The organism is Rhizobium sp. LEGMi-198b (assembly GCF_054114205.1).
In genome coordinates, this window is the sequence record NZ_JBSYVH010000005.1 from 360,705 (window position 1) to 382,039 (window position 21,335).

21 protein-coding genes are annotated in these 21,335 nt (G+C 60.2%); 8 read left to right on the forward strand and 13 right to left on the reverse strand.

The annotated features are described in order from the left end of the window. Window positions 1-238 precede the first annotated feature (238 nt). Window positions 239-1,417, reverse strand: a complete 1,179-nt coding sequence (locus ACXHXG_RS20885; protein ID WP_457900543.1) for a site-specific integrase — start codon at window positions 1,415-1,417, stop codon at window positions 239-241. Window positions 1,418-1,482: 65 nt separating this feature from the next. Between ACXHXG_RS20885 and ACXHXG_RS20890 the strand changes: the two genes are divergently transcribed. Both ACXHXG_RS20890 and ACXHXG_RS20895 read left to right on the forward strand, forming a co-directional pair. Beyond that, entirely contained in the window at window positions 1,483-1,761 is a 279-nt protein-coding gene (locus ACXHXG_RS20890; RefSeq protein ID WP_457900544.1) for a type II toxin-antitoxin system Phd/YefM family antitoxin, read from the forward strand. After that, window positions 1,748-2,179 carry a plasmid maintenance toxin (PemK-like) gene (locus ACXHXG_RS20895; RefSeq protein ID WP_457900545.1) on the forward strand — a complete coding sequence of 144 codons (432 nt, stop codon included), beginning with the start codon at window positions 1,748-1,750 and terminating at the stop codon, window positions 2,177-2,179. The genes ACXHXG_RS20890 and ACXHXG_RS20895 overlap by 14 nt, the downstream gene beginning before the upstream one ends. A gap of 424 nt (window positions 2,180-2,603) precedes the next feature. On the opposite strand, the gene ACXHXG_RS20900 is transcribed toward ACXHXG_RS20895, so the two are convergent. From ACXHXG_RS20900 to ACXHXG_RS20910, 3 genes are read right to left on the reverse strand one after another with little or no spacing between them, the layout of a single operon-like run. Further along, the gene (locus tag ACXHXG_RS20900) at window positions 2,604-3,665 is read right to left on the reverse strand and encodes a site-specific integrase (RefSeq protein WP_457900546.1); all 1,062 of its coding nucleotides are present in this window, start codon (window positions 3,663-3,665) and stop codon (window positions 2,604-2,606) included. Beyond that, on the reverse strand, window positions 3,665-4,051 hold the full coding sequence (locus ACXHXG_RS20905; protein ID WP_457900547.1) for a type II toxin-antitoxin system VapC family toxin: 387 nt from the start codon (window positions 4,049-4,051) through the stop codon (window positions 3,665-3,667). Before ACXHXG_RS20905 ends, ACXHXG_RS20900 begins: the two co-directional genes overlap by 1 nt. Next, the gene (locus ACXHXG_RS20910; protein WP_457900548.1) at window positions 4,051-4,308 is read right to left on the reverse strand and encodes a type II toxin-antitoxin system VapB family antitoxin; all 258 of its coding nucleotides are present in this window, start codon (window positions 4,306-4,308) and stop codon (window positions 4,051-4,053) included. The genes ACXHXG_RS20905 and ACXHXG_RS20910 overlap by 1 nt, the downstream gene beginning before the upstream one ends. Window positions 4,309-4,476: 168 nt before the next feature. On the opposite strand from ACXHXG_RS20910, the gene ACXHXG_RS20915 reads away from it, so the two are divergent. Both ACXHXG_RS20915 and scpB read left to right on the forward strand, forming a co-directional pair. Continuing rightward, window positions 4,477-5,436, forward strand: a complete 960-nt coding sequence (locus ACXHXG_RS20915; protein ID WP_457900549.1) for a DUF1403 family protein — start codon at window positions 4,477-4,479, stop codon at window positions 5,434-5,436. A 2-nt stretch (window positions 5,437-5,438) separates the two neighbouring features. Further along, window positions 5,439-6,131: an SMC-Scp complex subunit ScpB gene (gene scpB, locus ACXHXG_RS20920; protein WP_457900550.1), complete on the forward strand. Its 693-nt coding sequence runs from the start codon at window positions 5,439-5,441 to the stop codon at window positions 6,129-6,131. Window positions 6,132-6,163: 32 nt separating this feature from the next. On the opposite strand, the gene ACXHXG_RS20925 is transcribed toward scpB, so the two are convergent. Genes ACXHXG_RS20925 through ACXHXG_RS20935 form a run of 3 tightly spaced genes read right to left on the reverse strand, consistent with a single transcriptional unit; the run spans window position 6,164 to window position 9,653 of the window. After that, the gene (locus ACXHXG_RS20925; protein ID WP_457900551.1) at window positions 6,164-7,189 is read right to left on the reverse strand and encodes a TniQ family protein; all 1,026 of its coding nucleotides are present in this window, start codon (window positions 7,187-7,189) and stop codon (window positions 6,164-6,166) included. After that, the gene (locus tag ACXHXG_RS20930; protein WP_457900552.1) at window positions 7,186-8,064 is read right to left on the reverse strand and encodes a TniB family NTP-binding protein; all 879 of its coding nucleotides are present in this window, start codon (window positions 8,062-8,064) and stop codon (window positions 7,186-7,188) included. Before ACXHXG_RS20930 ends, ACXHXG_RS20925 begins: the two co-directional genes overlap by 4 nt. Window positions 8,065-8,066: 2 nt before the next feature. After that, entirely contained in the window at window positions 8,067-9,653 is a 1,587-nt protein-coding gene (locus tag ACXHXG_RS20935; protein WP_457900553.1) for a transposase, read from the reverse strand. 146 nt (window positions 9,654-9,799) lie between these two features. Here ACXHXG_RS20935 and ACXHXG_RS20940 point away from each other — a divergent pair, with 146 nt between their 5' ends. Beyond that, entirely contained in the window at window positions 9,800-10,861 is a 1,062-nt protein-coding gene (locus ACXHXG_RS20940; RefSeq protein ID WP_457900554.1) for an RHE_PE00001 family protein, read from the forward strand. Between the two features lie 72 nt (window positions 10,862-10,933). Here the strand turns inward: ACXHXG_RS20940 and ACXHXG_RS20945 are convergent, their stop codons facing one another. Genes ACXHXG_RS20945 through ACXHXG_RS20960 form a run of 4 tightly spaced genes read right to left on the reverse strand, consistent with a single transcriptional unit; the run spans window position 10,934 to window position 14,677 of the window. After that, window positions 10,934-11,581 carry a PIN domain-containing protein gene (locus tag ACXHXG_RS20945; RefSeq protein WP_457900555.1) on the reverse strand — a complete coding sequence of 216 codons (648 nt, stop codon included), beginning with the start codon at window positions 11,579-11,581 and terminating at the stop codon, window positions 10,934-10,936. Next, complete coding sequence (locus ACXHXG_RS20950) at window positions 11,556-12,746, reverse strand: ImmA/IrrE family metallo-endopeptidase (protein ID WP_457900556.1); 1,191 nt, start codon at window positions 12,744-12,746, stop codon at window positions 11,556-11,558. Before ACXHXG_RS20950 ends, ACXHXG_RS20945 begins: the two co-directional genes overlap by 26 nt. Then, window positions 12,730-14,124 carry a 7-cyano-7-deazaguanine synthase gene (locus ACXHXG_RS20955; RefSeq protein WP_457900557.1) on the reverse strand — a complete coding sequence of 465 codons (1,395 nt, stop codon included), beginning with the start codon at window positions 14,122-14,124 and terminating at the stop codon, window positions 12,730-12,732. Before ACXHXG_RS20955 ends, ACXHXG_RS20950 begins: the two co-directional genes overlap by 17 nt. Further along, window positions 14,105-14,677, reverse strand: a complete 573-nt coding sequence (locus ACXHXG_RS20960; protein WP_457900558.1) for a hypothetical protein — start codon at window positions 14,675-14,677, stop codon at window positions 14,105-14,107. The genes ACXHXG_RS20955 and ACXHXG_RS20960 overlap by 20 nt, the downstream gene beginning before the upstream one ends. Before the next feature lie 214 nt (window positions 14,678-14,891). Between ACXHXG_RS20960 and ACXHXG_RS20965 the strand changes: the two genes are divergently transcribed. Next, window positions 14,892-15,800, forward strand: a complete 909-nt coding sequence (locus tag ACXHXG_RS20965) for a DUF4365 domain-containing protein (RefSeq protein WP_457900682.1) — start codon at window positions 14,892-14,894, stop codon at window positions 15,798-15,800. Between the two features lie 169 nt (window positions 15,801-15,969). On the opposite strand, the gene dgt is transcribed toward ACXHXG_RS20965, so the two are convergent. Continuing rightward, a complete protein-coding gene (gene dgt, locus ACXHXG_RS20970) occupies window positions 15,970-17,301 on the reverse strand; it encodes a dGTP triphosphohydrolase (protein ID WP_457900559.1) in 1,332 nt (443 codons plus the stop codon). Window positions 17,302-17,445: 144 nt separating this feature from the next. After that, window positions 17,446-18,855 (reverse strand): B12-binding domain-containing radical SAM protein, encoded by a 1,410-nt coding sequence (locus ACXHXG_RS20975; protein ID WP_457900560.1) that lies wholly within the window; start codon window positions 18,853-18,855, stop codon window positions 17,446-17,448. A gap of 44 nt (window positions 18,856-18,899) precedes the next feature. Here ACXHXG_RS20975 and tmk point away from each other — a divergent pair, with 44 nt between their 5' ends. Both tmk and ACXHXG_RS20985 read left to right on the forward strand, forming a co-directional pair. After that, window positions 18,900-19,511, forward strand: coding sequence for a dTMP kinase (tmk, locus tag ACXHXG_RS20980; protein WP_457900561.1), 612 nt, complete (start codon window positions 18,900-18,902; stop codon window positions 19,509-19,511). Between the two features lie 435 nt (window positions 19,512-19,946). Further along, the gene (locus ACXHXG_RS20985; protein WP_457900562.1) at window positions 19,947-21,242 is read left to right on the forward strand and encodes an SIR2 family protein; all 1,296 of its coding nucleotides are present in this window, start codon (window positions 19,947-19,949) and stop codon (window positions 21,240-21,242) included. The last annotated feature ends 93 nt before the right edge of the window (window positions 21,243-21,335 follow it).

The following is a 21,335-nucleotide window of genomic DNA, read 5'->3' on the forward strand; positions in this document are numbered from 1 at the left end:
GCATTTCATCCGGCTAGCCGGTTCATGTTTGGGCGAGCGGTTGAGTTCGGACTGGATCGCTGCGTTTGCTTTCGTTCTCCGGCGCGTGTCAAGCCGCCAGCCTCTTTATGTCAGAAGCAGCATCACCAGTCTCGTTGGGCTGAACGGAAGCGGTAAAAAGGCTGGCTTTGCGGGCCATCAAACGCCTTGGCAGTGCCCGAGACCGGTGATTAAACTTGCGGCCCGCCAAGACTAGCGTTCAGATGACAAGCCGTGCCGCCCGGCCATTCTTCCGCTCGGCGTTGTTGTAATAGCTTGCTGCCTGCGTCACCGACTTATGCAGCGATTGCTGCATCGCCTCCGGTAGGGATACACCGCGATTGGCAGCTTCGGTCAGATAGCCGGAGCGTAACCCGTGCGCCGAAAACGCCTCAGGATCCAGGCCGGCCTGCTTGCAGCGGGTTTTGAGGATCAGATTGACCGATTGCGGCGTCAGCGCGCGCCGGTCGATATTGCCCCACTGATCGATGCGCCGGAACAGCGGTCCGCTGTCGGTCTTGGCCGCGGTAAGCCACTGTTTCAGCGCCATGACCGGCCGGCCGATCAGCACGACGTGGGCGTCGTCATCGGCGGTCGTCGTCTTGGTGCGGCCGAGATTGATGGTGAGGCACGGAAGAAGAGGGGAGTCCTTATCGGCCGGGTTCTGGTTCACGGGTTCTTCGTCGACGAGATCCTCGACCCGCAGTCCTGCCACTTCCGAGCGCCGGCGGCCGCCGGAGGCGAAGGCGGTCAGCAATAGCGCCCGATCACGGAGATCGACCGGGCGATCGCCGGCACAGGTGGAAAGCAACTTTGTCAGCACATCGCCGGTGACGGCTTTTTTGCTCTTGCGGCGACGTTGTCGCGGTGCGGCCCGAACCGCCAGCCGCAAGGCAGACTTCAGCGAAGGCGCGGAGAACGCTCCCGTCAGCCCGCGCCAGCGCGTCAGGATCGACCAGGAGGTCAGGCGACGCCGCACGGTATCGGGGGCATGCGGACCGTCGACGCGCAACAAATCCTGGGCACGCAATCCCGCCTCGACCTCGACCGGCATGCCGTGATCGGGGTTTTCTGCCCGTTCGACGGGATCCCAGAGATGATGGGCAACGAATTTCAGCAGGAGACTTTGCGGCGCCGGCCAGGGCAGGGGGGAACCGGTGGCAAGCTGGCACCAAGCCTCGAGGTAGCCGAGGTCGGAGGCGAGCGCCCGCAATGTATTGTCGCCCATGCCTTGCTTGGCTAGATGTTTTAACGTGGCAACGTCTTCATCGGTGAGCAATGCTGCCAGTTGGTCGCGCCGATCGAACGGAAGAATAGCATCGAGAGCGTCAAGCGCCTCGGCGCGCGCGACCCGCGCTTCGTCCGAGGATGCCGTTGGGGCGGATTTTAGCACACGCATTGTGTTCGCTTTCGTCTTGCGGGATTTCCGGGAAATCCGTATATTACGGAAAAAGGAGAATAGGCATGACAGCGACGGTCACCGCCGCGGCGGTTTCGAAAAATTTCGGCGCCTTTCAAGATGCCGCGGTTCGCGAGCCGGTGATCATTACCAAGAACGGCCGGCCCCGTACGGTGCTGATTGCCTATGAGGACTATCTTCGGCTGATGCGGCGCGAGCGTCGCGTCGACCTGACGACGGCGCTTGGCGACGCGGACATTATCGCGGTCGAAACATCCGAAATGGACCCGGGTCTCGATCATCTCAATGCCGAACTGCTGACGGACAAGAATGCTGCCGACTGAACCGAAGGTCGGCTGGGTCTTCCGTTATTCCTATCTCTGGCACCGTCACCACCTCGAGGGACGGGAGGAGGGCGACAAGGATCGGCCGAGCTTGGTGCTGGCGATCGTGGCCGCGCTTGATGACGGAGCGCCGGTGGTGCGCGTCTTGCCGATCAGCCATTCGCCGCCAAGTAATCCGGATGATGCTATCGAGATCCCGCCGGCCACCAAGCGGCGCCTTGGCCTCGACGACGAACGCTCGTGGATCGTTTTGACCGAAAGCAACCGCTTTGTCTGGCCAGGCCCCGATATTCGTCCGCTCGACCGCGAAAGCGGCTATTACGGGCCATTGCCGCCGGCGCTGTTTGCCGCGGTCAAGCAGCGTTTTGTGGCGCTTGCCCGCGGGCAGGGTCATCGTTCCACGAGCCGCAGCGACTGATGTGGCGGCAGCCATCGTCGCGCCGGTGCGGTGTTCTACCGTTTTTTGGGGCATTGGAACCGCTTTTCCATCGCATTCAGTTTCGTACGGGCCTGAGAATTGGCACGAGTTTAGGTGAATTTGCTTCGACTTTACCGATTTTGCAGGCTCAAATCCATCATTATCGATACTTGATCCTTATCGGAAGTTAGAGCGTCAACTAGCAGTCATACTCAGTGTGGAACACTAACTTTTCAATAGAGTTCGTTTAGCAAATCATTTACCATGATTTCAATGTCTTACGATTTCGGAAAGTTGCCAATATCGACTCTGATTGGCCCGGCTTTTGTGGCTTTTACTTACCGATTTCAATTGAAGTCCTGAGGTAAAAATCCAGCATCCAAATTTCACCTAACGACTTCACGCTGAGGAGGGGAGGGGCCACTCAAAGGCCCGATGCTTTGGTGAGATTGACCCGAAAACGGTCACGCCGGCGCTGATATTTGCGGGTCATTTCCGCACTGGCATGGCCAAGCTGTTTCTGGACATAGCGCTCGTCGATCTCGGCCGAGGAGGCGAGGCCGGCGCGCAGCGAATGGCCCGAGAATTTTTCGGCGCGCTCAGCCTCGCTGAGGTCGCTCCTGACGCCGGCGGCCAATGCCGCTTTCTTGACGAGACGCGCCACCTCCCGGTCGTTCAATCGATCCGGTCCAACATCTTTTCCTTGGCCGCGGACACGGCGGAAGAGGGGACCTTTTGCAATCCGGGCAAATTTGATCCAGGTCCCGAGAGCGACGACCGGGCAGGTGGCGTCCGAGGAGCCGCGGCCGATCTCGACCTCGCGCCAGCCGGTTTTTCCGCGCAGCCAAACGACCATGCCCTTGTCGAGAATCTCGACCCAGCCGCGGCCGTCTTCCGTCTGGTCGCGGCCGCAATCCAGCCCGACGATCTCCGAGCGGCGCAAACCGCCGGCGAAACCGACCAACAGCATCGCCCGATCCCTCAAGCCGCGCAGGGTTCCCCTGTCGAGCGTTTCGAGCATGGCAATCAGGTGCTCGGGTAGCACGGCTTCCTTCTGCCGGGGCGGGGCGGCGTGGGTGTTGCGGATGCCGGCGAGCACCGTGGCGATATGGCGGTCCTTGCGGTCCAACGACATGCCACGCTGGACGCAATTCCAGCCAATCGCGGACAGACGGCGTTCGATGGTGGAGACGGTGTTCGGCTTCATGCCGCGCTCGGCCGTCCCCGAAGCACAGGCGGTAATATAGAGGCCGACCGTCTGCGGGTGCGGGGGAAGAGCTGCCAACCCGGACCGCCGGCACCAGGCGGAAAAATGTTTCCAGTCGGCGGCATAGGCGCGTCTGGTATTGGCGGAACTGGCTGCCTCGACATAAATGCGGGCGCGGTCGGTCAGATCCCGCAGATGTGCGGGCAGGCCCGGCGCCGACGGGGCAGGGGAGGGGATGCTATTCGGGAGATCGTCAACGGCATCCGGGTCGCTCGTCATTATGCGGCCTCTATATCGGTTTGGGCAAAATCGCCGCCGATAAACAGCAGTGGCTCGTCGGCGCGTTTTGCCAAGGCGTAGGAAAAACAGTCGGCAAAATTCAAACTTGCCGGATGACGACCCTTGCCGTAAGCGAGCCAGGCCTGGGATGCCAGATCCACCAGATCGGCATCGACTGCAATAATCTGGGCCTCGATTTTTTTGAGCCACAAATCGATTTCGGCCAGTGCATGTTCGCCGCGGCGGCTGACCAGCACCATGCGCGCTTCCAGCACGCAGGTGGCGGGCACCAGCCGGATCGGATCGGCAACCAGCGCCTTTTCCAGTCTCAGTGCGTCCGGTTCATTGCGCAGGATGGCGACGATGGCGGAGGTATCGATGACCATCAGTTGGGAATTCCGTGTTCGTCGTAGCCGATAATGTCCTCGTCGCTGCGGTTGTCCAGTTCCGGCAGCCGGCCAACCCGCTCGCGGATGGCCCGCAGGTCGCCGAGCAGACGCTCTTGGGAGACGTCGCCGTAACCGAGGCGATGCAAGCGTTCGCTGAGCGCCTGATGAATGGCGGCGGTTTTGCTGATGCCCTGGCGGCGGGCGAGCTCGTCGGCGAGCGCGACGGTGGCCGGGTTTTTGATGTTCAGGGACACGAGAATCTCCAAAAATCTACCTTTTGTTGATTTTCTACCATTGTTCTGGATCTGTGTCAAATACGCCCGATAAGGCAAGATTATTGGACATAAAACACCAATGACAAGCTGTGCGGTTTTGCGGGAAATCGATAGCACAAACCGCGCGCGTCGATTATGATCCACCGCATGGATTCGCGCCTCCGCTCCCCGCTTGCCGCCCCGATCGCGCCGGCGACCGTGCCGTCCCTGCCGGCCTGGGCGACCGCGCGCCAGCACGATCTGGGCGAGGCGGACGCCGCCTTTGCCGCCGGTATCGCCTTGAAATCGCTCGACGATCTGGTGCGCACCGAACCCGCCTGGGCCGGCTGCTGGCGCCAGCGGCTGGCGCTGAGATGCGCGCAAGCCGCTGTGCAGCTGGTCGGCCGCAATGAGGGCGAAAAAGCCTTGCGTGACGCGGTGCTGCTGACCGCGCCCGGCGACGATCCGGGGCCGGCCGGCGCGATGGTTTTGGCCTTCAACAAGCTTGCGGCGAAGAAGCGGCCGATCGGCACAAAGGTTCTGCAGGAAGTGGCGGCACTGATCGGGTTGCGAAATGAGGGCCTGAGCGAGCTCGCCGATCTCTTCGACGCCGCGCTGCAATCCGGCCGTGCGGTGCCCTTTGCCGTCGCCGACCTGGTCGCCAGCATCTCTGCGGCGCGGCCCGACGCTGAAATCCTCGCCTGGTGGCTGGCCGATCGGCTGCTGGCGGAGAAACTCGGCTGGGCGTCTGGCGTGCCGCTGACGATGGGCGAGCGTTATGGCGCGGCGTTCAAGACGATCGGCGGTCGGGGACGCGTGCGGCCCGGCGAGCCCGGCTTTGCGCGGGCGGTGTGCCTGGCGCTCGTGTCAGGTACGACCGAAGCACTACGGCAGGCGAATGAGATCGGCCGCCGCGCTGAAACATTGCTGGCGACGGCGCCAAAAGTGCGGACCAAAGGCGCCGGCGTCGTCATCCAGAAACTACTCGACGAGGATGCAGTGCCGGCCGCCGCGCCCGGCAGCCATCTCTCCCGCTGGGCGGCGACGCGGCTGTTCGAGCGGCTCGAAAGTTTTGGCGCGATGCGCGAACTCTCCGGCCGGACCTCGTTCCGGATTTTTGGACTGTGACGATGGCGGGATCGAGCGCAATAAAAGCCAGGGGTCGACGGGACAAGGATCGGCAACACGATGTGTTGCTCGATCGCGAGCTCGAGGATCTGCCGGCGGAACTGCGCTGGCGGGAATGGATGCTGCGGGTCGAGGCGGTGATTTTTGCCGCCAACGAGCCGGTCAGCCGAGAGATTTTGGCGCGTGTGGTCGGTCAATCCTGCAGCATCGAGCTTTTGATCGACGACCTCAGGGAGGAATTGCGCGACAGGCCTTACGATCTCGTCGCGGTGGCCGGCGGCTGGCAGCATCGGAGCCGTTCGGCTTACGCGTCCGCCATCCGCGCCTCGCAGGCGCCGACGCGTGGCCCGGCGGTGTCGCTCTCCGAAAACGAGGCTGCGGTGCTGGCGGCGATCGCCTACATGCAGCCGGTGACCCGCGGCGAACTGTCCAACATGTTCGGCAAGGAGGTGAGCCGCGACACGATCGCCAGCCTGCGCGACGCCGGATTCCTCGGCTCCGGACCGCGTAGCCCGACACCCGGTGCACCCTACACCTATGTGACGACCAAGCATTTCCTCTCGGCGTTCGGTCTCGAGACACTACGCGAGTTGCCCGATCTCGAGCGGCTGGAGGACGCCGGGCTGCTCAGCCGCCAGGCGCTCGAGGGGGATGCACTGGAGGTGCATGAGAGCGAAGTATCGGAGGATGATTGAGAGCGGGGTTCATCCAAGTGTTTCGGCCTGTCTCATGCGTTCGATTGACGACGTCGACCACGCTCCATCACACGCGCATAAGCTCCGAGCAGGGCTGCCACTTCCACGGGCTTTGGCTGGACGATCGTCTTAGCCTGGAGTTTCCGGAGTTCTCTTCGTTTCGCGAGGCAATCCGCAAAACGCTCGATGAGCCTCCTGTGGCTTTTCGCCGCCAGGATCAGAAGTCGCCACTGCGCGGCTGTCGTTTCGTCGCCGGCCGTCAGCCAGTCGTCGTCTGGTCGGTTTGCGGCCCACGCAATGCAGCGCGCCCGTGCCGCCGTTGACAGGCTGGTCAGGGTCATTGTCGAATAGATGCCATCGGGCAGGTTCAAAAGACGTCGAATGAGCGAACGGCTGGATGGCGAATCTCTCATCCCTTCCAGTCGACAGATGTCGTCAATGCAGCGATCGAGCTGTCTTGCCGCTGGACTGATACCAATTCTCGATGCGCGACGCAGGTCGTAGCCACAGCGGGCACAGTAATGTTGCGGCACCAGTTCGGCCTGGTCGAAGACAGCAATGCAGCTTTGGCAGGACGGACATCGGTCACGCAATCGACAGCTATGCTTCGGACATGAAACCCGGGTCGCCAGTCGCCATCTCCGCCGAAAATATGGCTGCGCATCCTCGGCGAGACAGTAAGAACAAAACTGCAGCCAGGTTGAATCCGTACGATGCCCGCTGTTGCGAAGCGGTAGCAACAGCTGCCTCGGCAGGGCGTGCGGCAACATCATCGCCGCGAGCTCGTCGGGCGCGATACCGGTGTTGGCGCTCAGCAGCTTTGCGATGTCACTCGGGAGCCTGAAATCAAGGGCTGGCGACCACCTCACCGAATTGCGCCGGAGCACGCGAGCGAAGGCTCGCGGCGCAACACCATTGGCATGTGCAAGACGGTGTAGCCAGCTGGACAGCAACTCATCTGCCTGGGGCACGACGGTGACAGGCCAGCGGTCGGAAACCACGTCACGATAGCGTTCACGGATGCTGATCGTCGGTGCAGACGCGTCGATCATCGTCATAGAAGGCTCTCGCGTAGAGCCGAGTTGCGCCGCTTAGAAACCGGCACGTAGCGCAGTTCGTCGATGCTGGCTTTGCTGATGCGTTCGGTTCCGGATCTGATCGCCGCAATAGCTGCCTTGGTGACGATGGTGACGATCTCGCCGATCAAGCCCTCCGATAGGCCGAATATCCGGCGCGCCAGCGGCTCGTTCGACAAATCCGAGGTTTTGGCGAGCGGCAATGCGGCCTCGAGACTGTCGAGCAGCATGAGATAGTTTTCGTCATACTGCCAGCGCGGGACGGCGACCAGGTCGAAGCGGCTCGCCATCTCGCTGGTGGCGTTGATGAAATCGCAGACCGCCACCTCACCGATCAGCACCGGCGAGATGTCGTACTGGCGGCCGATCCGCCGCAGGAAGGCAAAGACGGCTTCGACGTCGCGGGCACGGCCCCGCAGCGCATTGTGGAACTCGTCGAGAATCAGCACCTTCGGTTTGAGGCTCGCCAGCAAGTGGTCGAGTTGCTCCGCCTTGCGACCGACATCCCACATATCGCCGCCGGGAGCGCGCAGCGCCTGCAGAATGCTGGCATAGAAATGGCCGAGGCCGGCGCCTTCGCGTGTCTGGACCATCCAAACTTTTTGCGCGGGCGCGGTTCTCAGGTGCTCGACCGCGAACCGCTCGGCGATCATCGTCTTGCCGTTGGCGTAGGGGCCGACCAACATCAGCCCCTGGGTTCGCAAAGACGGAGGTCGTTCCAGGAGCTCGGCCAGCCGCCGATGGCTGTCCTGGGCTACATGATGCCCGATCCAACGGGGTGCGCGGATATAGGCGATTCTTTCCGCCTGATCACGGCAGAGATATGGCCGGACATGTTCGAGCAAATGATCCGACATGGCTACCAATCCTCCACCGGCAGCCGGCTCTTCCGGCGCGGCGGATGCTCCACCGGTAGAGGCACCGGCGGCTGCATGCCCGCATAAGGCTTTCCCGCCGTGGCGGCATGTGCGCTGCGGACAGCGTCGCGCAACTGGCGCTTGGAAGCCTTTGCGGTTTCCGCGATGGCTGCGATCTCGCGACGGACCGCTACCTTCTCGACGTTTGAGCGTTGATTGGTTGTGCGCCGCCGGGCGCGCTCTGCCTCGTGTTCCCACAACGTCAACGGCATCAACTGGCCATCGCGTCGCTCGACCGGCCGGAATAATCGCGTCTCGGGGTCGCGGATGTAGACATGACTGATATCGCGAGGATCGTATCGCACCTCCAGCTTTTCGAGCCGGTCACGCTCCGGAACGAGGACGCCCAGCCACGGCGAATAATAATGCAAGGCGAACAAGCTGATTCCTTGCGGCGACAACTGCCTTTCCGCCCTCGGCAGGAACGACAACAGCACGCGCTGCGGATCGTCGCCAAAATCCGGCAGTTCTGTGCTGTTGCGTTGCCATTCGCTCAGCGGCACTTTCAGGGTCTTGGAATTTTCCTGCAGGTTGTGATCGATCACGGCCAGCGCAACGCAGCGCTCCAGATCGGCGAAGCTCAGGCAGGCGCGCCGCTCGGACGGATATTCGTCGCGGTGGGCGACTGAACGCCCCGAAGAGCCCGGGTAGGTGGAGAGCACCCCGTTGACTTTGCCCAATAGCCGTTCAACCACGCCGCCGTGGTGGACCCGGCCACGATCCCGGGGCCGGATACGAATGCCGTAATCATCACAGCCTTGTTGGAACGCATGCCCCTTGAACTCCTTCGCCGAGTCCGTGACCAGCAGCCTCGGTCGACCGAACATCGGCCAGGCGTGATTGAGATTGCGCGCAGCAAGCCATGCGTCTTTCGGACACATGGCTTGGGCGAGGCATAGCGCAACAGACAGCACCGACGGCTTCTCCAGGGTGAGGCAGAAGCCGAGAATGGATCGTGTCGCCACGTCGGTGATGACCGTCAAATAGGGGCGGCCTATGAACACACCAGCCCCGTCGACAACCTCCACGAAATTGATATCGGTCGGCGTATGGTCGATTTGGCAGACGGCGAGCCGGTGCGACGCGTGGATATAGCCGGGCCGCGGCTTTAGCCGCAGCAAGTGCTTCGGATTGGCCGATCGCTTCTTCGCGATCTCTTCAGGCGAAAACAACGCCGGAATGCGTCGAGCGACCGTCACATAGGACGGCACGACAAGAGCGGCTTCCTCGCACCGTGCGCGGATCTCGTCGACCACGGGAGCAAGGGCGGTCGGCTCGAGCGTCAGCCACTTCTCGCGAAGTGTAGCCGCAATGATCTCCTCGACCTGTTCCGGCAACCGCTTGCGCCGACTGCTCGCGGTGCGAGGAAGTAAGGCGGTCACCGTGCGATCGGCGCGGTAACGCGCAAGGAGATTGTAAATCTGCCGTGTGGTCAGCCGCAGTTCGGCCGCCGCGCGTGCAACGGCAGCCTGTCTCGGGCCACCGTCATCGAGGACCTTGTCCAATTCGCCGGCGACGCGCCTCGCCATCGACCAATGCTCGTCTGAAATTGGACGCGCCGAGGGCAAGGTTTGGTCGGGTAATCGCTTTGGCAAGGGTGCTTCATTGAAATCGTTAGCGGAAAATCGACGCCGATTTAACGCCTAAACCTCACGGGCGTATGACATTTTCCGATTTGAAATGTGAAAGTAAAAGCCACACCCGTTCACCGGTTGGGGCCGGGTGGATCGAGCGGCAGAATTTCGCCGACGCCTGCGCCTCGCTGTGGATTGACGGCGAACTCGTCCATCTCGAAGACCTCGTCCTCCACGACGCCACTCGCGACATCCGCACACCCACCCACGAACTCACCATCGCCCGCGACGTCCTTCGCACCCGCCGGCGCATTGTTGGCCAGTCGCCGGATTGGGCGCTGTCCGCGGAAGGTATCCGGATTTTGCGACAAACGTCGGACATCAACCCTGTCGGAGCCGAAGGAGTGGAGCCGGCCGGCATCATGCGACCTGCGCCCGCCGTCGATCCGGAAGGGGAGGGGGAGGATGTCGATGATGCGGAGCAACTGCCCGGCGTCGACTATGCTGCCATCGATGCAGTGCTTGCCCGATCGGAGGCTGCGATCGAGAGTGCCAAACGGCCCGGCCGTGGCAGCGTTCAAGAAAAAGATCCGATGATCTACGATCTCGACTGGGACGAGGATGCCCGGCTCGACGAATGGCGGGCGGTGATGCGTCAGGCCGAAAACCTGCCGGCAATGCTGCAGGCGATCGTCGCCCTCGATGCCTGGAACGAGCTTGCTGTCTTGCAGCACGCGCCCTGGCTCGGCCGGCTGCTGGCCGCGTCGATATTGCGCCAGGCCGGCATCACCTCCGGCGCCCATCTCGCGGCCATCAATCTCGGCCTGAAAACCATTCCGATCGATCGGCGTCGGCATCGAGACCGGGAGGTCCGGCTATTGGCCATCGCCCATGGGCTTTTGGCGGCCGCCGAGATCGGTCTGAAAGAGCATGACCGGCTGGCGCTGGCCCGCACACTCATGGACCGGAAGCTGGAGGGGCGCCGCACCTCGTCGAAACTACCGGAGCTGGTCGAGCTCGTGATGGCAAAGCCCTTGGTGTCGGCCGGGATGGTAGCGAAGACGCTCGACGTCACGCCGCAGGCGGCGCGGCGGATCGTTTTGGAGCTGGGCCTGCGCGAGATGACCGGGAGGGGGAGGTTTCGCGCATGGGGACTTATGTAGCTAGCCTGTCGGCAATTGCGCGCGGCGCCGTGCCCAGGATTTCAGTCGTCGGAATTAGAAAAGTTCGCTGTGTTAAAGGAGCAAGGGTTCCGCAGACTGTTGGCGCTGACCGCGGCGTGCGAAAAGCTGCTTGTAGGCCGGCAGACAGGTACAGTATTCGGCATTTTCGATGCCAATAATGTCGACAACATGGGACGTGCTTTCTGGAGGAATGCGCATTCGACCATCGCGCAGTGCTCGGAAAAGGGCCTCCCTATGGCCCTCCGCCCCCAGGCTCTCAGCAGTGGTCGGATGGAGGACGAGATCGAGGGACCATGCAGGTTCAACACCCATGATGGTATTGGCGCGAGTTCGGCCGCGTTTCTCGTCTATTACCGGATAGAGTCCTCTTGCGCTGGCGAGCGTGATTGTCGCCGCCTCTCCGTCATCGAGTGAAGGCGATACTGAAGTGAGCTCGAAAAACATCTCGAATTCCTGATCCGACAGATCAACTAACGTGACGTGTCCAGCTGCAGAAAGCGCTCGCAAAAATGCCTCTTCGCCGTTGCGACGGCTCGTCTCGTTTTCAAGCTCGCCAGCTACAATGTTCGCGACGACGATCGGATTGGGAATCGAAGTGAGAATATCGACCCCGCACCTGGAGGCATGCAGGTTGATGAGCACGCTCGTATCAAGAACCAAAGGGACGGTGTCGTCACTCAGGGAATTTGAGTAGGTCATCCGTCTCTTTATCCTCAAGCTCGATTTCATCGACGATCTCGCGCAGCTGCAGCCTGGTGATTTTCAGGAGTTCAGCGAGCTGTCCCTCAGACATTAGCTCCCGCTTCCAAGCCGCATGTGCCATCAAACTCATTCGTTGCGAGACCAACCGATCTGCATCAGCCTTTCCGGCGTCGCGTCTATCTGCAGCGCTCCCAAGCACTTCTCGTGCCTGCTCGTCCGTTATACCTCCATTATCTTCGAACCAGGACCACGTTCCCTTCTTCACAAGCCCCAGTTCCTCCAAACGCAGAACACAGGCTTGGCGGGAAATCCCATATTGGTCAGCAAGAAGAATGACGAGGCGACGCGTCGTCTTTCCAGTAATCTCCTTCAGCTCTCGAAAGCTCTCGCCAAAACTTTCCGCCGGTGCAACGAATGCGCGACCGAAGGCATTTGCGTAACGCTCGTCCCGTGACAGAAATTTTTCGTCATCTTCAAGGACCTCAGGCATTTGCCGCGTCCCATAGAAATGCCCCGTTTCGTGTGCCACGGTCTGGACCCGGCGAGGCAGTGGATGGTTTGCGTTCAGAAGAATGCAAGCGCCAACGTTATCATCGTAAGTGAACAGACCCGCTACCCGTGACCGTGAAGAAAGGCGCCGCTGGTAAAGGCGAATGCCAAGCCCCTGCTCCACGATTGAAAAGATATCTGCGATCGGGCCTGATCCTAGACCGAGCCAGTCTCGAAGCTCTTTCGCATGGGCTTCCCCCAAGGCGACTGCGTCACCCTCGTTGAGTCCCCGTTCCGGAGGATAGTTACGGCGGCGCTGTATACCGAGAATGTTTTCGAGCTCCACGTCTGCTTTGATCAGGTCGTTGAGCAGCCGTATTGCTTCTAGCGTATGTTCGTCTTCCGTCTCTCGCAGCTTGCGGAACCGCGGCATCAGGTCCGTATGGACGGCCTCGCGTCGCAGCAGTGCATTTACCGACACGCCGTAGTGGCGAGCCAAGCTCTGAATCTCTTGGATGCGAACGCGCCTTACGCCCTTCTCGATAGAGACCAGCGTCGGTCGAGAGACGCCGATGAACTGCGCAGCGTCATCTTGGCGAACGTCGGCGTTCTCGCGGGCAATCCTGAGCCGGCGACCGATTTCTTGCGCGCTCAGCTCATTTAGAACGGTCATAGCGGCCTCCGTCCATCCAGCTGTTCAAGAAGCTTTTTTCACCTTGTGCGGACAAGAATGCCCGCCATTCTCTGGCATGCGTCATCAACATTATTCTCAAGTTTCGAAGGGTCTGCTCATAGGCCTCACCAGTTGCGGCCGCAACCTGCGACGCAAATGGCCGTAACACTGCATCGGGCAATTCAGACATTGCGGCGAGGTGGTCCAGGTGGCGAGCTCCTACGCTTCCATATTCAATCATGATGTCACGATCGGCCTTGTCCGTAATGCGAGCGAGCGCCGTTTCAACGTCTGCAGAAGAAAGATCCGAGACAACATAGGTGTCACTCGGCTCTACGACTTCTGCCGCGTGAAGGCTCATTCGACGCAAGAGGCAGGCAGCGCAGAGACCGCATTGCCGCCGGTGCTCGGCATTGACGATCCTGCGCGTCTGCCAGCACGAACGGGTGTTGATCAAATGCTGATGTTTCCTGCCCGCCAGACCAAGGAACGCCTTCATCGTGTCACCTTTGGTCGACCATAGGCGTGGCTGTTCAAACTTTATGCTGCAGTCGAGCAAAGCCCGCGTGAACCGCTCCATCTTTCTGAAGAACGCCGGAAAATTCCGGTAATCAGTGTAGATATTATAAAGGGGTACGAGCACCGGTCCGAGTGCGCCTTGCCCGCTTTCGGGCACGATAATCCTGCTGATATTGGAAAGATGCGAGGCAATCGTCGCCATTGCCGCGAACTGGAAACCGCGAGATCGGAAGCTACTCTCTTTGCCCTTGAAGCCCTTCACCCGGAACGGAATCTGAGTGAAGTGGCTGTCGCCATCCATCCGGCGCTGCTTGGTGCTGGCAACGCGGATACACAAGGCCTCGGAGGGCCGGCCGCTCAGCGCGGAAACCGCACGCGAATCCAATCCGTTGCTATAGGCGATAGCGAAAGTCTTCGGCTGGTCAAACATAAGCGGTACCTGCCGCCAACCTATCGGAGACGCGTTGGCGGCTTTGACAAAAGTGAAACGCCAGCTGTCGCCGGTCAGAAAATTCATGGCGCTTCGGAGTGACGACTGAACCTCAGGCCTCGACCAGCATGCGTGGTCGATAACCGGGATCGTAACATGCAGGTTGCGCAGCCATGATGCCGGTCGCCTCCACCGGCGGTCGGCGAACTCGATCGCGGCTGCCAAGACCATCAGGTCATAGTGTTTGGCCGCAAACCCCTTCACGTCAAAGGTGTCAAGAATATCTGGAACGAACTGTATATGCTTGCCGATCTCGGCAATGACAGTTTTATCCAACCCTGGGGGTTGGACGACCTGGCCTTTCTCAACAGCGAAAAGGCGCTTTTCCTGCTGGACCTCTGAGAGCGCTTCAGTCTTCATCTGGTCCATCGTTCACATCCGTGCGCGCGGTCCGGCGGAACGCGTTCTTGTTGCCATTCTCGAGAGCAGCACAAATGCTGCCAACATCGATACTCGCGAAGGTTTCTCGATTCCGTTTAACGCCTTTTGCAAAATCCGATTGGCTCATATCTCTAACATCTCTGGCGCGAAGGCATTCCTCGTGGATACGATTTTTGGCGTTTTCGAGAAGCTCGCTGACAGCGCTTCCGAGGGCCGTGTCGAGCGATTTTCTTTCCGACATCCCTTCCCGAAGATTGCAAAGGAGATTTCGCTCGAGCGCGTCGCCGAGAGACGAGCGCTCGTTATTGTCGAAGATGGATTCCGTCGCGGCTACGGAATCCAGATCCATCTGGTCACGCGATGCACGAGAATCTAGTTCACGATAGAGCCGATCGAATGCCTTCATATCGATGGCACCAAGAACGCTATGACAGGCCTGCTTAGCACGCTCGTCCTGCGAGGCCGCGTCATTGACGAGGTCCCGTCCATACTGCTTCCACTTATTGCTCAATGCGGAGTTTCGAAAAGGTCCGTCGGTCATCATTGCCTCCAATGTTGGCAATATTCACCAAAAAGCTGACAAAGTCAATTTATAAGGAAAAAAATCTGACAATTGGTCCATAAGTCAGCAAAGATGGCGGCGGGCATTAAGGCCGGCAAACCGAGCAGCCGGGTTGTCAACGTTCCTTTAAATCTTAAGCGGAGCACGTTATCAGAGGGTTTGAATAGAATCGCCAGCAACAGATTTGACGGACATGGTTACGTACTCATCGCAGCGTCGGGGACAGCTTGGGGTAAATCAGGTCGAGAAAGTTGTCCTGGAAATGGGATGGCGTTGGCAACAACTCGATGCTGCAAACGACGATGGCGTCGACGGCCTCATCTTTGTAGAGGCCCGAGGAATACCTACAGGGCAAATCATCTATGTTCAGGTGAAGTGCCACGATTCTCGAACGGATACTAAAGGTAGGATCTGTGTCTCCTTTAAGAAGGAGGGACTTGCTCGAAACTATGAACAGTGGCGACGTGTGGTGGGCGCCGCCATTTTGGTTCATGTTTCGCCTATCCCTCCGTATGCGACACACTGGGTCAATTTGCTTGAGCCGGGAGTGGTAAAGGGGAGTCAGGTATTCGTTGACCCCAAGTGCAGCTTTGGGCAATCAAGTGCGAGGCGGCTCGCAATCCTGTGTGGAAACATTCACCGCGATCTCCTAAAGGCGCGCGTCGACACTGAAGCCGCGGACTTCGAGTACCTGAAAAAAAGTGCTGCGGACCTTCAGAACAATGCAAAGGCCTTCTATCGGCAGCTGAGAACTGATCCTCCGAGACTGGGGGGCAGCGGACCATTGGTCAACTTTAGTTCGGAGGGTTGGCGCCACATTACCCGACAGTCTCGCGCACGCCTAACGCAACTGCAGTCGATGCTGCTGTTGGGAAGCACGCCTCGGATAATCGAGTCAACACCTGAAGCCGCCCTTGAGGTTTCTGATGAATTTGACGGTGGGCGTCTTGTCATCGCGCGCGTGGCTCTAACCTTCCCTTTCAGGCAAACCTGTATGGTAAAGCTCATTTTGAGGCGGCGAGGTACGGTCGGAGACTACTCCTACAGCTTTTGGTCGATTTACGAGTCTCGTAGGGGACGTGATGTGCTGGGCCGCAAGTGAGACGCAGGGAACCTCCTACCACTGCGTCTTTCGATCGCAAAGGTCCTAGGACCTCGGACGGGAGCGCGTTCCCTACGCCTCAGGGCACAGTTGGATGCAGATTGTGGCTTTGTCAACCATATCACGCTCGCAGAATGCCGATCGACGTAATTCGGGGTTCAGCTGGCCCCTAGATCCCGGCGACCAGCTTGGCGATCTTGACGGCGTAACGGTCGGTCATCCCGGACACATAGTCAGTCAGCGCGCGGAGAGCTGTGTATTCGTCTTTAACGTCGCGCAAATCGAGGTTGGCCGCGCGACGAAGCTGCTCGTGGTAACCGTCGAGCCCGGCCGGCTCCCAATTCCTAGCACGCAACTGCTCGAAGACGCCTATTAGTCCATCAAGTACCCGGTGCACGACGTTCCGGCCGAAGACTTCCAGCTCCGTCTTGCGCGGAGAGGTGAACAGGCGCTGCCTGGAGAGCTTCTCAATCGCGGCGAATTCCCCGCTTCTAGCCGACACCTCTATAAGCGATCCCGAGAACGAGCCCGACATGATCTCTTCATAGTTTTCCTTGAAGGCCGCGACACAGGCATCGATGGCCGACCCGATCGCGCGAGCCCGGGCATAGGCGATGATCTCGTCAGTCGTTCTGTCGGCTAGATCGACGTTGGGTACGCCGGCGAGGGACTGAAGATGCTTCAGGACCACGTCCTCGGGAAAGTCGCCGGACGCATAGGCGTCCTCGAGGTCGAGAATGTTGTAGCAGATGTCGTCGGCGGCCTCGACGAGGAAGACAAGCGGGTGGCGGCGCCACCAGCGATCGGCGCCGATGGCTTCCACGGGCAGCCCCACCGCTTCGGCGACCTGGGCGAAGAGCTCGGCATCGCTCTCGAACACGCCGAATTTCTTGAGCCCGCGATACGGTTGCGTTGCGCTGGCGCGGACCCTGGCGGTCACCGGATACTTCGCGAAGGCGCCTAGCACGCCCATCGAGAGGCGCATGCCGCCCTCGTTCCGGTACATCTCGAGCCTACTGATGATCCTGAAGCCCTGCGCATTCCCCTCGAAATCCTCGAATTCTAACCGAAGCGGCGCCTCGATCGCGCGGAACAGTTCGGACGAACCGCCGAAGCGCTCCGCGAACCAGCTTCCGATCGCCGCCTCTCCTGAGTGCCCAAAGGGCGGGTTCCCTATGTCGTGTGCAAGGCAAGCGGCCTGGGTCATCCCGGCGACGGCGTGTTTCTCGCCGGCGCCGAGGCCGTGCTCCTTCTCGAGCCAGTCGCCGACGGCAATGCCCAGGGAACGGCCGACGCTCGCCGTCTCGACGCTGTGGATTAGTCGATGATGTAGGTGGTCGTTTTCGTACAGGGGATGGACTTGCGTCTTGTTGGCAAGGCGACGGAAGGGAGCAGAGAATGTAATTCGGTCCGCGTCTTGAATGAACGTCGGTCGATCAGGCTTCTCAACGTAATTCGTGTCGCACAAACGCCTGCGGTCGAGGAGGTTTTGCCAATCCACGTGATTTCTCCAACAATCTGTACGCCACAACTGCCACGTTAGTAGCTGCCAAGGACAATTGTGTAAACCGCGGACACAGAACTAGAATCCGCCTAAGGCTGCTGCCGTATACCAGCCGAGCTGAGGGGTATCGAACACCCGCAGTCAGTCGCGCATATCGCCAGTCACTCGCGCGGGTTCCAAGGCAAAAGGTAGCCGGGCTGGGTCGGCAGCCGCTACGTCCCTGTCGAAATCGGCGCGGCCGTAGTCCCTTGGATAGTAGCTGAAACTCTTGAGCTCGAAATAGGAACTAGCATCCATAAATCGGCGAGAGAGCGAAAGGCTCGCGGCCTCGGCCTCGTCAGCGTCGAAATGCTTGCTCAGGTGCATCACGGTGATGCCGGTTGCTTCGGCGCTTGTCGGGTCCACCGGCCTGGCTCCGCGCGCGATCCAGTCACTCAGTAACGGATCGGCCGTCTTGGGCGGCCCGTAGGCGATGACCGGCCCCACTGACACGCCTGCGATCGCCGAAGCGTGGTGGTCAAGCCATGCCGTCGTTTCATCGAGGGTCCGTTGTGTTTCACCTGCATAGAGCAGCACATTCGCTTTGACCCGCACGCCGTGTTCGCGGCAGGCCTCGATGAGGTCGGATGCGCGCCTGAGATACCTGTCCGGATCACGCGACTTCCCCATGGCCAAGATCTGGGACGGGGATGCTGTCTCTAGCCCAAGGTCGATGACTTTCAGCCCCGCCTGCGCCAGCGCCGCGACCGTTTCCGGTGTCATGGCGTCCACCCGGGTCTCCGTCCGCCATTCGATGCGGAGCCCAAGTCGCTGGACGGCCATAGCGAGGCGCTCGCTCCATTGACGGCTGGGCGCAAACATCGACGCCTGAAGGTAAGGGTGAATTGCAGCACCGCGGTACTGCTCCTGGACGAGAGCCATCGATGCGGCGAGGTCGTCCGGATCGCGCAGCTTCTCAAGTGGGATATCGCGCTCCTCGCAAAATACGCATTTCATGCCACAACCGCGGGAGGCCTCTACGCTCGGCTGATACCGCTCGTAGCCGTCCACGAGCAGGTGGTTCAAAGTGAACCCGGGTGTCGGCGCCGAGAGCCTGCGAAGGTCGGGGATCACGCTCAGAAGGCTTTCGACGATGGGCTCGCCAAGCCCCTCGACGAGAATGTCGGCTTCCGGCAGCTTGGTCCGCAACCACGTAACATCGGGCCCGACCACCCACCGGCCTCCAACAACGATGCGACAGTCGGGATCCGCCTTCTTTGCGAGGGCGCAGAAGGCCTTGGCCCAGTCGAGGGCGTAGAAGCTCGGGATGGAGACCATCAGTGGAAAGGACGAGGGGATCGCCCCCGTTGCCACGAGTCGCTGGATCGCCACCTCTGGCGTGTCATGCTCCCCATGAACTAGAAGCGTGTCATAGCCCTTGAGTTGCAACATAGTTGCCAGCGACAAGGCGCCGTAGTTGAGATAGAGCTGTCTACGAGCGAGTGAGTGGTCACGCTTTTTCGGGGCAGTCATGCCTGCAGAAACAAAGACTACAACATTTGATCGAGCCATAAACTACCTTCCTGCGGCGCGGGTTAGTGATATAGGAGTTCAACTTGCCGTTTGTAAGTATTGAGGGAATCGACGGCAGCGGAAAATCCGTGCAGGTCAAACGCCTTGTCGAGCGCTTGCGTGCGGAAGGCAGGAGCGTCGTGCAAACAAAGGAACCTGACGGCAGCCGGCTCGGAAAAGAAATCCGCGCCATCCTGACCCACGGCGACCGGCAGCTTGAGCGTGTGGAGGAACTGCTGCTGGTCAATGCAGCCCGGTACGACCACGTCCAGAGTGTGATCCGCCCGGCCTTGGCCCGCGGGAACTGGGTCGTGTCGGATCGCTACTTCGATTCGACCTATGCCCTGCAAGTCTTCGGCGCGGCCGAGGATCTCAGACCTCTGCTCAACGCCGTCCTGCACGCGGTTGTCGGTGACGCACGCCCGCATGTGACTATCATTCTCGATTTGCCACCAGACAGGGCTGCGGCACGCAGGACAATCCGAAAGGACGGTCCCGGCGATCCCGCTGAGGACAGGCGGAACTTCGTACAGATTGCAGATGGCTTCCGTTCGGCCGCGGCGAACGACCCCGACCGCTGCCATCTAGTGAATGCTGACCGCGCCGAGGAGGAGGTGGCTGCCGATATATGGTCGAGAATTGCACCACTGCTTTAGAGTGAGAGGCGCGCCAGTTTTCTTTTCTAAATTGGAGGGTGCGACCTGTTCACAAATGAAGCCCGGGATACCCTTGAAAAGGTTGCAGAAGTGGGTTGCATTTTATCGGCGATGGATTGCAAATGGCCCCTAGGTCCAGTGGGCCAGTCCGACTGGAAAGTCGGGCATCAATATGTGTAGACCGGTTCTAGCAGCGAAGGGGTTGAGCGCGTCCAACTCGCGGATGCGCTCTACCAGGCCGTGCGTAGCGAGATCGCGTCATTTGCGGTGATTGTGGACGCCAAGATGAGAGCGCAGTGCATTTCTACGGTCGCGAAAGCCTTTTTGCGTTCCCGGATCAGCCGATGAAATTGTTCCGGCCGATGGCGGATGTTGAGGTATTGTTTAAACGAGGGGGTGTTCGTGGCGGATTCCGATGGAGAAGAACCTGAGAAATTGACATTCAAATTTCTGCGGGGCGTCGAGGCAGATGCCGGTGAGCTTGAATGGCCGGCCGGCGCCGATGTCGTCAGGAAAGCGCTGTCGGAATCGCTGAATGCAAAGAATGTGGCGTTCCTGCTTGGGGCAGGATGCTCGTCGTACTATGTCAAGGAAACTGACGATCTGCTCGGCGATGACTGGCGGGAGGTTGGCATCCCAACCATGGCCCCGCTCGCCAAGGAGTTCACGAAGGTGCGGGCCGCCGACGAGGCAGCGTTCCCGACGACCGCCGAGCGGAAAGTTCTTGCCGACGAGTTCGGGATCGATATTGGTGACAAGGAGTATGCCCGCAACCTTGAACGGCTGATGGAGCTGCTGTTCAGCCTGCGGTTCTCGCTCACGCGAAGCACGCTTGCGAAGGCGAAAGACAATCTGAAGGTCGTCAATAAGATTATCCAGAAGGTGCAGGCTTTCCTCTGGGGCAAATGCACGAATGGCGCGTTCGCCAATGGCGACAGCACCGTCGGAACGCTCTACGAAACATTCTACAGAAAGCTGGTCCTGCGTGATCGCTCGCTGCCGCGTCCGTGGATTTTCACCACCAACTACGACCTTTTCAACGAGACGGCAATGGACCGGCTCGGCTTGCCTTACGCTAATGGCTTCTCCGGCGTGGTCGAGCGCCGCTTCAATCCGGCAACTTTCCGTTACGCACTTGCCGAGCAGCTCGATCTGACCAACAGGAAATGGTCGGCTGTGGATGGCTTCGTCTATCTCTGTAAGATCCATGGGTCGATTAGCTGGACCGAAGACGATCACGGCTTGTTCCCGATCCGCGAAACGGCTGTATCGAAGGGGCAGGAACCGGGGAAGGTGATGATCTATCCCACCCCCGCGAAGCAAAATTCCAGCCTCGGATCGCCCTATGCCGACCTGTTTCGTGAGTTCCAGTCGCGGATCGTGAGGGAGCAAAGCGTTCTCTTCACCATGGGGTATGCCTTCGGCGACGAGCACATCAACAACATCATCTACCAGGCGCTCACCATACCGACGTTCCGCCTAGTAATCTTCGTCGATCCGACGCTTGAGGGAGAGGTCGCGAAACTCCGCGCCCTGAACGATCCCCGCATCTGGATCATCGGTGGCAGCGGCCCACAGGCCGACCGCAAGGCGCATTATTTCGATACGATCATCGACGAGTTCATGCCCCAGCGGCCTAGCGAGCGCATCGACGATGCAATCCGGAAAGTGCTGGAGGCGATGTCGCCAAAGAAGGCTGGGGCTCCGTCCACCGATGGAGACAGCGAATGAGCCGCGACGACCGCAAACGCGCCATCGGCAAGGTGGTCTCCGTCGCGGCCGACCGCTTCGTCGTCGAGATGCACGCCGGCACGGACAATTTCA

Bases quoted from the DNA above. Each gene is read 5' to 3' on its own strand.
- ACXHXG_RS20885 (WP_457900543.1), bottom strand. From the start codon at position 1,417: ATGCGTGTGCTAAAATCCGCCCCAACGGCATCCTCGGACGAAGCGCGG.
- ACXHXG_RS20890 (WP_457900544.1), top strand. From the start codon at position 1,483: ATGACAGCGACGGTCACCGCCGCGGCGGTTTCGAAAAATTTCGGCGCC.
- ACXHXG_RS20895 (WP_457900545.1), top strand. From the start codon at position 1,748: ATGCTGCCGACTGAACCGAAGGTCGGCTGGGTCTTCCGTTATTCCTAT.
- ACXHXG_RS20900 (WP_457900546.1), bottom strand. From the start codon at position 3,665: ATGACGAGCGACCCGGATGCCGTTGACGATCTCCCGAATAGCATCCCC.
- ACXHXG_RS20905 (WP_457900547.1), bottom strand. From the start codon at position 4,051: ATGGTCATCGATACCTCCGCCATCGTCGCCATCCTGCGCAATGAACCG.
- ACXHXG_RS20915 (WP_457900549.1), top strand. From the start codon at position 4,477: ATGGATTCGCGCCTCCGCTCCCCGCTTGCCGCCCCGATCGCGCCGGCG.
- scpB (WP_457900550.1), top strand. From the start codon at position 5,439: ATGGCGGGATCGAGCGCAATAAAAGCCAGGGGTCGACGGGACAAGGAT.
- ACXHXG_RS20925 (WP_457900551.1), bottom strand. From the start codon at position 7,189: ATGACGATGATCGACGCGTCTGCACCGACGATCAGCATCCGTGAACGC.
- ACXHXG_RS20930 (WP_457900552.1), bottom strand. From the start codon at position 8,064: ATGTCGGATCATTTGCTCGAACATGTCCGGCCATATCTCTGCCGTGAT.
- ACXHXG_RS20935 (WP_457900553.1), bottom strand. From the start codon at position 9,653: ATGGCGAGGCGCGTCGCCGGCGAATTGGACAAGGTCCTCGATGACGGT.
- ACXHXG_RS20945 (WP_457900555.1), bottom strand. From the start codon at position 11,581: ATGACCTACTCAAATTCCCTGAGTGACGACACCGTCCCTTTGGTTCTT.
- ACXHXG_RS20950 (WP_457900556.1), bottom strand. From the start codon at position 12,746: ATGACCGTTCTAAATGAGCTGAGCGCGCAAGAAATCGGTCGCCGGCTC.
- ACXHXG_RS20955 (WP_457900557.1), bottom strand. From the start codon at position 14,124: ATGGACCAGATGAAGACTGAAGCGCTCTCAGAGGTCCAGCAGGAAAAG.
- ACXHXG_RS20960 (WP_457900558.1), bottom strand. From the start codon at position 14,677: ATGACCGACGGACCTTTTCGAAACTCCGCATTGAGCAATAAGTGGAAG.
- ACXHXG_RS20965 (WP_457900682.1), top strand. From the start codon at position 14,892: ATGGTTACGTACTCATCGCAGCGTCGGGGACAGCTTGGGGTAAATCAG.
- ACXHXG_RS20975 (WP_457900560.1), bottom strand. From the start codon at position 18,855: ATGGCTCGATCAAATGTTGTAGTCTTTGTTTCTGCAGGCATGACTGCC.